We start from the raw sequence: 9,389 nt of genomic DNA, 5'->3' as shown, positions 1-9,389 counted from the left end.
AATGTCTTCACGAGAGCGGCACCATCGGGAGGAATGATCCCGACGTGCCCAGCGTCCTCGCTGTGTTTTTCTTCAAAGGAACCTCGCCCCAGACCGTATGGTCCGGAGACGGGGTATCAACATATCTGGCGTTGACTTTTGGCACGCTGTTGAGTTCTCAAGGAACGGAAGCTTCCTTCGAGACCGTTTCACCGGCCCCTCCGGGCTTTCCCTTCGTTGTCTCCAGCTTAGCAGATCCGATTTCCTTCTCTGCCACCCTCTGGAGGGGGTTCGCCTTCGGGCTTTCGCTTTCCGGCTTTTCCGACTCTATCAGACCGTTTCCGGGCTGATCCCCAGTCAGCGGGGCTTGTCATCGCGGCTGTTGGGCCGTTCCGACCGGTGAGACATTAGCGGATCGGTGGCGCCCGATGCCAATCGAGCAATTCCTTCGATCCTCATTCCGAAAAACGCACACGCGAACGAGACGACACATGGCCGTTCATCGAGTGGGTCCTGCGGGATGGCTGCCCGGGGCCGGCCGGAGCCGGTGTTCACCGGCGGGCAACTCGGAGAACATTACGGATCCCCCGTACGTCTGTCAAACCAGGGCAGGGGGGTCAGTCGAGGTCCTTCAGGCGGCCGCCGGCGTCCGGCTGGGCGGCCTCGACCCGGCGGAGGAGTCGGGTCAGCAGGTCACCGAGGCCGGTGCGTTCGTCGGGGGCGAGGTCCTGGAGGAGGTCCGCCTCGAAGACGGAGGCCATCCGCATCGTCTCCAGCCACTTGCTGCGGCCGAGGTCGGTGAGCTCGACGATGACGCGGACGCGGTTGCTCTCGTCGCGCTCCCGGGTGACGAGTCCCTCCGAGACCATGCGGTCGATGCGGTGGGTCATGGCCGCGGGGGTGAGGCCGAGCCGCTTGGCGAGGTCTCCGGGGCCGAGACGGTACGGACGGCCCACGACCACAAGGGCCTTGAGGACCTCCCACTCGGCGCTGGTGATGCCGACCGCCGACAGGTGCCGGCTGTAGCCCACGTTCATACGGCGGTTGAGCCTGCCCAGGGCCGTGACGATCTTCTCGACCTGGGGGTCCACCTCGGGGTATTCGCGCTGGTAGATCGCGATCTGCTCGTCGAGGTCCAGCTCCTGCGGGGTGCCGGCAGGGCCGTCGGCTGCGCTCGTCATGGCAGGAGTGTCCCACGAAACTCATTGGCCCTAAAGACTTCCGGCATGTACTGTTTAGCTTCGAAGTTTAAAGTTGAAGTCTTCAAGTTCGAGAACTACTGACCTAAGGGGTGAGTGTGACCACCGCGATGGGCGCCGCGCTGCGCCGGATCCAGCTGGGCAACGCGCTGAGCGCGTTCGGCAACGGCTTCACCGTCCCGTTCCTGTTCGTCTACGTGGCGCAGGTCCGGGACCTGGGAGCGGGCACGGCGGGTGTCGTGCTGTCCGCGTTCGCCGTGGCGGCGCTCGCCGTGCTGCCGTTCACCGGCCGGACGATCGACCGGAGCGGCCCGCTGCCCGTGCTGCTGGCCGGTGCGTTCGCGGCGGCGGTGGGCTCCATGGGCTTCGGGCTCGTGTCGAGCGCTCCCCTGGTGATCGCCGCGTCCGCGGTGATGGGCGCGGGCATCGCCGTGATGCAGCCGGCGCTGGCCACGCTCATCGTGTGGTGCTCCACGCCGAGGACCCGGTCGCGGGCCTTCGCGACGCAGTTCTTCCTGAGCAACCTCGGGCTGGGGGTCGGTGGTCTGCTGGGCGGGCTGCTGGTGGACACCTCGCGCCCGGGCTCCTTCACGCTGCTGTTCTCGATCGAGGCCGCGATGTTCGTGGTGCTCGGCGTCGTCGCGGCCTCCGTGCGGCTGCCGAGGGCGGCACGCCTGGAGGCGGCGCCCGCGGACAAGGCCGCCGGCGGCTGGCGCGCGCTGTTCGCCGACCGGGCGATGGTGCAGCTGTGCGTGCTGGGCGGGGTGCTGTTCTTCGCCTGCTACGGGCAGTTCGAGTCGGGGCTGTCGGCGTACGCGGTCGAGGTGACCAAGGTGTCGCCGGCGACGCTGGGCATCGCCCTCGCGGCGAACACCGCGGCGATCGTCGTGGCGCAGTTCCTCATCCTGCGGCCGGTGGAGCGCCGGCGGCGCAGCCGGGTGATCGCGGCGGTCGGCCTGCTGTGGGCGCTGGCGTGGGTGGTCGCCGGGCTGTCCGGGCTGACGGGCTCGGCGCACGGGATCGCGACGGCGATGCTCATCGCCACGTACGCGCTGTTCGGGCTCGGTGAGGCGATGCTGTCGCCGACGGTCGCGCCGCTGGTGGCGGACATGGCGCCGGAGCGGATGGTCGGGCAGTACAACTCGGCGTTCGCGCTGGTGAAGCAGCTGGCGCTGGCCGTGGGGCCGGCGGTCGGCGGGCTGATGGCGGGCAGCGGGATGTACGCCGAGTACATCGTGATGCTGGTCGCGTGCTCGCTGGCGGTCAGCGTGCTGTCGGTGCGGCTGGGCCGGCGCCTGACGGTCGGGCAGGACGCGCCGATGCGGGAGCCCGTGCTCGCCGCGTGATGCCCCGTCAGGTGGGGAGCGCGAACTCGCACCACACCGCCTTGCCGCCGCCGGGGGTCCGGCGGGACCCCCAGGCGGAGGCGATGGTGGCGATGATGGAGATGCCCCGGCCGGCCTCGTCGGCCGGTTCGGCGCGCCGGCGGCGCGGCAGGTGGTCGTCGCCGTCGGTGACCTCGATGATCAGGCGCCGGTCGGTGCGGCGCAGTCGCAGCCGCATGGGCGGGACGCCGTGCTGGAGGGAGTTCGCGACCAGTTCGCTGGCCGCGAGGACGCCGAGGTCGACGAGTTCCACGGGGAACCGCCAGGAGGTCAGCACGCCCTGGGCGAAGGCGCGGGCGCGGGGGGCCGCCTCGATGCCGCCGAGCAGTTCCAGGGAGGCGTTGCGGAACAGCTCGGAGTCGTTGCCCTCGCGCTGCGGGTACTGCATGACGAGCACGGCGACGTCGTCGGCGTGCTCGGAGGTGACGCCGAGGGCGCGCAGCAGGCGGTCGCAGATGACCTGGGGGCTGCCGGTGGCGCCGCCGAGGGCGTTCATCAGGGCGGCGACGCCCTCGTCGATGTCCTCGCCGCGGCGCTCGATGAGTCCGTCGGTGTAGAGCACGGCGGTGGCGCCCGGCCCGATGGGGATGGAGCCGGAGGTGTGGACCCAGCCGCCGGTGCCCAGCGGCGGTCCGGTGGGCTCGTCGGCGCGGCGGACGGTGCCGTCGGCGTCGCGGACGACGATCGGCAGGTGGCCGGCGGAGGCGTAGGACAGCCGTCCCTCGCTGGGGTCGTGGACGGCGTAGACGCAGGTGGCGATCTGGGTGGCGTCGATCTCGGCGGCGAGGCCGTCGAGGAGCTGGATGACCTCGTGCGGGGGCAGGTCGAGGCGGGCGTAGGCGCGGACCGCGGTGCGGAGCTGGCCCATGACGGCGGCGGCGCGCACGCCGCGGCCCATCACGTCGCCGATGACAAGGGCGGTGCGGCCGGCGCCGAGGGTGATGACGTCGTACCAGTCGCCGCCGACGGCGGCGTCGGTGCCGCCGGGCTGGTAGGTGGCGGCGACGCGCAGGTCGTCGGGCTGTTCGAGTTCCTGGGGGAGCAGGCTGCGCTGCAGCGTGACGGCGGTCGCGTGGAGGCGGCGCTCGCTCTCGCGCAGGCGTTCCGTGGCCTGCACCTGGTCGGTGACGTCGGTGGCGAAGACCAGGACGCCGCCGGTGTCGCCGCCGTCCTTCACCGGGACGGGGCTGCAGGTGAGGGTGAAGTAACCCTGACGGGTGGCGGTGGCGACCTTGCGGGCCTTGACGGTGCGCGGCTTGCCGCTGCGGAAGACCTGGTCCATCAGGGGGAGCAGGCCGAGTCCGGCGAGTTCGGGCAGGGACTCGCGGGCGGGCTCCCCGGGGGTGCGGGGGCCGAAGACCTCGGTCCAGGACCCGTTGACGTACCCGAGGTGGTGGCTGGGCCCGTGCGTGACCGCGATGAGGGCGGGCAGCCTGCCCAGCACCTCGCGTACGGGGAGGGCGTCGAGGGTGTGCGCCGGCGCGTCGGGGTGCTCGGCGGCCTCGCCGCGCGCCGCGGGGACCGCTCCGCCGGACGGGGGTTCGGCACCGGCGGCCGCCGCCTGGGCATTGCGTCGTTGTGTTCCGGGGAGCCGGGCGCTCCAACGCGTGAGGTTCAAACGTCCGATTCCTCGTATTTGTCACTCTTTGCAGGTGCTGGCGCACGCTTGGTCACGGGTCCAGTGTGGCCGACCCACCGCTCCGGGGGAATCGGCCACCGCATCCGCACTGGCGGTCAGGGCGCGTCGGGCTTGCGTCCGGTCTCCGCGGCGAGCTCGAACTCGGCGCGGGGGTTCTCCAGCGAGCCGAGCGAGACGATCTCCCGTTTGAAGAGCCCGGACAGGACCCATTCGGCCAGGATGCGCGCCTTGCGGTTGAAGGTGGGCATCCGGCTGAGGTGGTACGCGCGGTGCATGAACCAGGCGGGATAGCCCTTGAGTTTGCGCCCGTAGACCTGCGCCACGCCCTTGTGGAGACCGAGCGAGGCGACCGAGCCCACGTACTCGTGACGGTAGTCGGTCAGGGGCTCGCCGCGCAGGCTCGCGACGATGTTGTCGGCCAGGACGCGGGCCTGGCGCAGGGCGTGCTGGGCGTTGGGCGCGTAGACCGCCCCGGGGTCGTCGGAGGTGAGGTCCGGGACGGCGGCGGCGTCGCCGGCGGCCCAGGCCCCCTCGGTGCCGGCGATCCGCAGGTCCGCGGTGCACGTGATCCGGCCACGGCCGTTCAGGGGCAGGTCGGTGCGGGACAGCACGGGGTGCGGTTTGACGCCGGCCGTCCACACCAGCGTGCGGGTCGGCAGGCGGGAGCCGTCGTCGAGCACGGCGACGCGGTTCTCGACGGACTCCAGCCGGGTGTTCAGGCGGATGTCGACGTTGCGGCCGCGCAGCTCGCGGACGGCGTACGTGCCCATCTCCTCGCCGATCTCGGGGAGGATGCGGCCGGTGGCCTCGACGAGGATCCACCTCAGGTCGTCGGCCTCGACGTTGTGGTAGTAGCGCACGGCGTAGCGGGCCATGTCCTCCAGCTCGCCGAGGGCCTCCACGCCCGCGTAGCCGCCGCCGACGAAGACGAAGGTCAGGGCCGCGTCGCGGACCTCGACGTCGCGGGTGGAGGAGGCGATGTCGAGCTGCTCCAGGACGTGGTTGCGCAGCCCGACGGCCTCCTCCACGGTCTTGAAGCCGATGCCGTGCTCGGCGAGGCCGGGGATGGGCAGGGTCCGGGAGACCGAGCCGGGGGCCAGCACCAGGTGGTCGTACGGCAGCTCCAGCGCGGCGGAGCCCTCCTCCTCGGAGGCGAGGGTGGTGAGCGTGGCGACCCGCTTGCCGTGGTCGATGCGCCGCGCCTCGCCGACGACCAGCGTGCAGCGGTCCAGCACCCGGCGCAGGGGCACCACGACGTGGCGGGGCGAGATGGATCCGGCCGCCGCCTCGGGCAGGAAGGGCTGGTAGGTCATGTAGGGCTGCGGGTCGACCACGACGATTTCCGCCTCGTCGTGTTTCAGCCTGCGTTGCAGCCGCAAAGCGGTGTACATGCCCACATAACCGCCGCCGACGACCAGGATGCGCGGAATCCCGGATTCTTCTGCCGCGCCGGACGGCCCTTTGAGTGCTGCCATCGTCCCATGAGGCAATGACCCATCGGTGTTTGTCCACAGGGCGTACGGCAATGAATGGCCGAATCCTGTTCCCCGGCAGGTCACGGGCGGGTTGCTGACCGGTCTGAAGTGCCGGGAAGGAGAATCGGCGGCCCCGGTACTCCGATCGTGGGCGGGCTCCCCCTTCATTCTTGACCGGGGCTCAACTATGTTCGTATCCCGCCGGGGTGCACGCGCGGCGCCGTCCGCCGCCGCCCGGCGATCATGGGGTGGGGAGTCTCCGGGGGGAGACGCGATCAACCGGGGGATACACATATGCATATCCAGGACTCTCAGTGGGCGATGACCGCTACCGTCAGCGGCCATCCGGATACGGGCGTGAGGGGCGGCGGGAGCCGTACGTCCCCGCTGCGCGTGGACGCGCAGCGCAACCTCGAGCACGTCCTGCGGGCCGCCCGCGAGGTCTTCGGCGAGCTGGGCTACGGCGCGCCGATGGAGGACGTGGCACGACGGGCCCGGGTGGGTGTCGGCACCGTCTACCGGCGCTTCCCCAGCAAGGACGTGCTGGTACGCCGGATAGCCGAGGAGGAGACGGCACGGCTGACGGAGCAGGCGCGTTCTGCCCTGGGCCAAGAGGAGGAGGCCTGGTCGGCGCTGTCGCGCTTCCTGCGCACGTCGGTGGCCTCCGGCGCCGGGCGGCTGCTGCCGCCGCAGGTGCTGCAGGTGCAGCCGGCCGGCGCCTCCGACGGGACGCGTGTGCCGCAGCAGCGGGGCGGGGCCGACGACATCGCGTCGGGCGCCGGGATAGCCACGCTGCTGGACGTCGTCGGGCAGCTGGTGGAGCGGGCGCGGGCGGCCGGCGAGCTGCGCGCGGACGTGTCGGTGGCCGACGTGCTGCTGGTGATCGCCACCTCCGCGCCGTCACTGCCGGATCCGGCCCAACAGGCCGCCGCCTCGGCGCGGTTGCTCGACATCCTGCTGGAGGGGCTGCGCTCCCGTCCGGGCGCGTGAGGCTGACCCGTACAGGTGATGACCCGCGTCCGGGGGGTGAAACTCCCCGGACGGGTGGTTCTGGTGCTTGACAGGTCGCCGGACGGTACGGGTGTGCCACGCTTACGCCCGTGGATGAAGGAAACGGGGAGTCCGGTCCGCCCGCGGAGGCGGGGGCGGACTCCGGTGGGGGCCCGCCGTCCGGCCGCGTACCGGGGCAGCGGGAGCCGCTCGAGGAACGCCCTCCGGAGGCCGCGGACGCCCCCGGCGCGGAGCTGTCCGACGCCGACCTGGTCGCCCGTGTGCGCGACGGCGACGACAGCGCGTACGAGGAGCTGTACCGGCGGCACGTCGCGGCCGTACGGCGCTACGCGCGCGGCTGCTGCCGTGACCGGCACACCGCGGAGGACCTGACCGGCGAGGTCTTCGCCCGTACGCTGCAGGCGATCCGCGGCGGCAGCGGTCCGGACGCCGCGGTGCGCGCCTACCTGCTGACCACGGTGCGGCGGGTGGCCGCGTCCTGGGGCACCACCGCCAAGCGGGAGCAACTGGTCGACGACTTCGCGCTGTTCGCGGTCACGTCGGCCGGCGCCGCGGCGGCCGAGGGCACCCAGGAACTGGGTGCGGACGTGCGCGCCATGCACGAGGCCGAACGCTCGCTGGCCATCCAGGCCTTCCGCACTCTCCCCGAGCGCTGGCAGGCGGTGCTGTGGCACACCGCGGTCGAGGAGGAGTCGCCCAGCAAGATCGCGCCGCTGCTCGGGCTGACCGCCAACGCCACGGCCGTCCTGGCGCACCGGGCCCGCGAGGGACTGCGCCAGGCCTACCTGCAGGCGCACGTGTCGTCCTCGCTGACCGCCGAGGGGGCCTGCGCCCGCTACGCGGACCGGCTCGGCGCGCACGCCCGCGGCGGTCTGCGGATGCGGGCCGACCGGGAACTGCGCAAGCACCTGGAGGAATGCGCCAAGTGCCGCCTGGCGGCGGCGGAGCTGGCGGACGTGAACGCGGCGCTCAAGGGGCTGCTGCCGGTCGCGGTCGTCGGCTGGTTCGGCGCCGCGTACGCGGCGAAGGCGGCGGGCATCGCCGCGGGCGGTGCGGCGGCCGGTGCCGGCGCGGGCGCAGCGGCCGCCGCCGCTTCCAGCGGCTCGGGCGGTGGCGCCGCGGCGGGTGCCGGTGGTGCGGCGGCCGCCGAGGGGGCCGCCGCGCCGGTGAAGATCGCGGTGGCCGCGGGGCTGGCGCTCGCCGCGGCCGGCGCCGTGGTGGCGATCGCCCTGACCGGGGACGACAGCACCCCGCAGCCGCAGGCGGAGAGCAGGCCCTCGGCCGCGCCGGCCCTACCGGCGCCGCCGCCCACCCCCTCGCCGCCCCGGCGTTCCCCCGCGCCGAGCCCGACCCCGTCCGTGCGGACCCCGGTACGGGCCGCCCCCCAGGCGCCCACGCCTCCGGCACGTCCCGTCGAGGAAGCGGCTCCCACGCCCGCCGCGCCGAGCGCGCCGCCGCCCAGCCGTACCCCGGAGCCCACACCCACGCCCACCCCGACGCCCACTCCGGTGCCCGAGCCGGTGGTCTACCGGCTGAGCGGGCTCGGGTACGACGCCGTCGGCACCGCGGACCGGCCCACGATCCGGATCGGCGACTGGGTCTGGCGGCGCTGGGGCCTCGGCATCGACGGCACGCGCTACCCCGACGGCGTCACGGTCGGCGCGCCGGCCTCCGTCACCATCGACCTCAACCGCTCCTGCACCGCCTTCGACGCCGTCGTCGGCATCGACGACCTCGCGCTGGGCTTCGGCGCGGCCCGCTTCTCGGTCCACGGCGACCACGGCCGGCTGTGGCGCTCCGAGGTACTGCGCAGCGGTGACCCCGGCGTGCCGGTGCACGTGCCGATCGCCGGCAACCGCAGCATCCGGCTGACGGTCGAGCCGACGCGCAGGTTCCACGTGGTGAACGTCGCGGACTGGGCGCTGTCGAGGATCAGCTGCGGCTGAGCCGTCGCCGCGGCTCCCCGCCGGTTCAGCCGGCGGGGACCTCACACGCGCCGTCGGCGCACGCGTCCGCCGCGGGGGCGGCCGGCACGGCACCGGTCTCCCGGGCGACCTGTTCCAGCACGCGCAGGAAGGTCGAGGACTCCTGGCCGCCCTGAACCGCCCACTTGCCCTCGAAGACGAAGGTCGGAACGGCGTTCACCCCGATCCCGCGGGCGTCGTCGATCTCGGCGAGCACCTCCGCGAGGCCCTCGTCGGAGGCGAGGAACGCCGCGGCACGGTCGCGGTCGAGGCCGGCCCCGGCGGCGAGCGCGGCCAGGGTGTCGCGGTCGCCGACGTCCGCGCCCTCCGCGAAGTGGGCCACGAGCAGCCGGTCCTTGAGCGCGGCCTGCTCACGGGCACCGTAGGCGTTCAGGGCGTGCCACAGCAGGCGGTGGGCGAGCAGGGTGTTGTTCTCGATGGCGCGGTCGAAGTCGAAGGCCAGGCCTTCGGCGCGGCCGAGCTCCTCCAGCCGGGCGTCCATCGCCGCGGACTGCGGGCCGTAGCGCTCGTTGAGGTAGGCGCGGTGCGGCTCGGGGGTCTCGGACTTGTCGGGGACGAGCTGGAAGGGACGGTAGACCACCTCGACCTGGTCGGCCTGGGGGAAGGCGGCCAGCGCCCGCTCGAAACGGCGCTTGCCGACGTAGCACCAGGGGCAGGCGATGTCGCTGTAGATCTCGACCTTCATGCTCTCTCCGTCACCGAATCCGTCAGTTGAA

General features: G+C 72.8%; 8 protein-coding genes. 4 read left to right on the top strand and 4 right to left on the bottom strand.

Going from position 1 to position 9,389, the window contains the following annotated elements:
• The coding region (locus ACZ7MY_RS25420; protein ID WP_499605020.1) for a hypothetical protein at positions 1–329 on the top strand (329 nt) is incomplete at its 5' end.
• 267 nt (positions 330–596) lie between these two features.
• On the opposite strand, the gene ACZ7MY_RS25415 is transcribed toward ACZ7MY_RS25420, so the two are convergent.
• Positions 597–1,160 (bottom strand): MarR family winged helix-turn-helix transcriptional regulator, encoded by a 564-nt coding sequence (locus ACZ7MY_RS25415; RefSeq protein WP_499605018.1) that lies wholly within the window; start codon positions 1,158–1,160, stop codon positions 597–599.
• A 116-nt stretch (positions 1,161–1,276) separates the two neighbouring features.
• On the opposite strand from ACZ7MY_RS25415, the gene ACZ7MY_RS25410 reads away from it, so the two are divergent.
• The gene (locus tag ACZ7MY_RS25410; RefSeq protein ID WP_499605016.1) at positions 1,277–2,524 is read left to right on the top strand and encodes an MFS transporter; all 1,248 of its coding nucleotides are present in this window, start codon (positions 1,277–1,279) and stop codon (positions 2,522–2,524) included.
• Between the two features lie 7 nt (positions 2,525–2,531).
• Here ACZ7MY_RS25410 and ACZ7MY_RS25405 read toward each other — a convergent pair whose 3' ends face one another.
• Together ACZ7MY_RS25405 and ACZ7MY_RS25400 are read right to left on the bottom strand one after the other, a co-directional pair.
• Entirely contained in the window at positions 2,532–4,181 is a 1,650-nt protein-coding gene (locus tag ACZ7MY_RS25405; RefSeq protein WP_499605014.1) for an ATP-binding SpoIIE family protein phosphatase, read from the bottom strand.
• 116 nt (positions 4,182–4,297) lie between these two features.
• The gene (locus ACZ7MY_RS25400) at positions 4,298–5,677 is read right to left on the bottom strand and encodes an NAD(P)/FAD-dependent oxidoreductase (RefSeq protein ID WP_499605012.1); all 1,380 of its coding nucleotides are present in this window, start codon (positions 5,675–5,677) and stop codon (positions 4,298–4,300) included.
• 294 nt (positions 5,678–5,971) lie between these two features.
• On the opposite strand from ACZ7MY_RS25400, the gene ACZ7MY_RS25395 reads away from it, so the two are divergent.
• The gene (locus tag ACZ7MY_RS25395; RefSeq protein ID WP_499605010.1) at positions 5,972–6,667 is read left to right on the top strand and encodes a TetR/AcrR family transcriptional regulator; all 696 of its coding nucleotides are present in this window, start codon (positions 5,972–5,974) and stop codon (positions 6,665–6,667) included.
• A 110-nt stretch (positions 6,668–6,777) separates the two neighbouring features.
• Positions 6,778–8,634, top strand: a complete 1,857-nt coding sequence (locus ACZ7MY_RS25390; protein WP_499605008.1) for a sigma-70 family RNA polymerase sigma factor — start codon at positions 6,778–6,780, stop codon at positions 8,632–8,634.
• Between the two features lie 25 nt (positions 8,635–8,659).
• Here the strand turns inward: ACZ7MY_RS25390 and ACZ7MY_RS25385 are convergent, their stop codons facing one another.
• A complete protein-coding gene (locus ACZ7MY_RS25385) occupies positions 8,660–9,358 on the bottom strand; it encodes a DsbA family oxidoreductase (RefSeq protein ID WP_499605006.1) in 699 nt (232 codons plus the stop codon).
• Positions 9,359–9,389: the final 31 nt, after the last annotated feature.

This window comes from Streptomyces sp. NPDC111520 (assembly GCF_055635295.1).
Note: the sequence above shows the minus strand (reverse complement) of the source record. Positions and strands in the feature narration are given on the sequence as shown.

Coding starts and splice junctions, on each gene's coding strand:
- ACZ7MY_RS25415 (WP_499605018.1), bottom strand. CDS start 1,160: ATGACGAGCGCAGCCGACGGCCCTGCCGGCACCCCGCAGGAGCTGGAC.
- ACZ7MY_RS25400 (WP_499605012.1), bottom strand. CDS start 5,677: ATGGCAGCACTCAAAGGGCCGTCCGGCGCGGCAGAAGAATCCGGGATT.
- ACZ7MY_RS25395 (WP_499605010.1), top strand. CDS start 5,972: ATGCATATCCAGGACTCTCAGTGGGCGATGACCGCTACCGTCAGCGGC.
- ACZ7MY_RS25385 (WP_499605006.1), bottom strand. CDS start 9,358: ATGAAGGTCGAGATCTACAGCGACATCGCCTGCCCCTGGTGCTACGTC.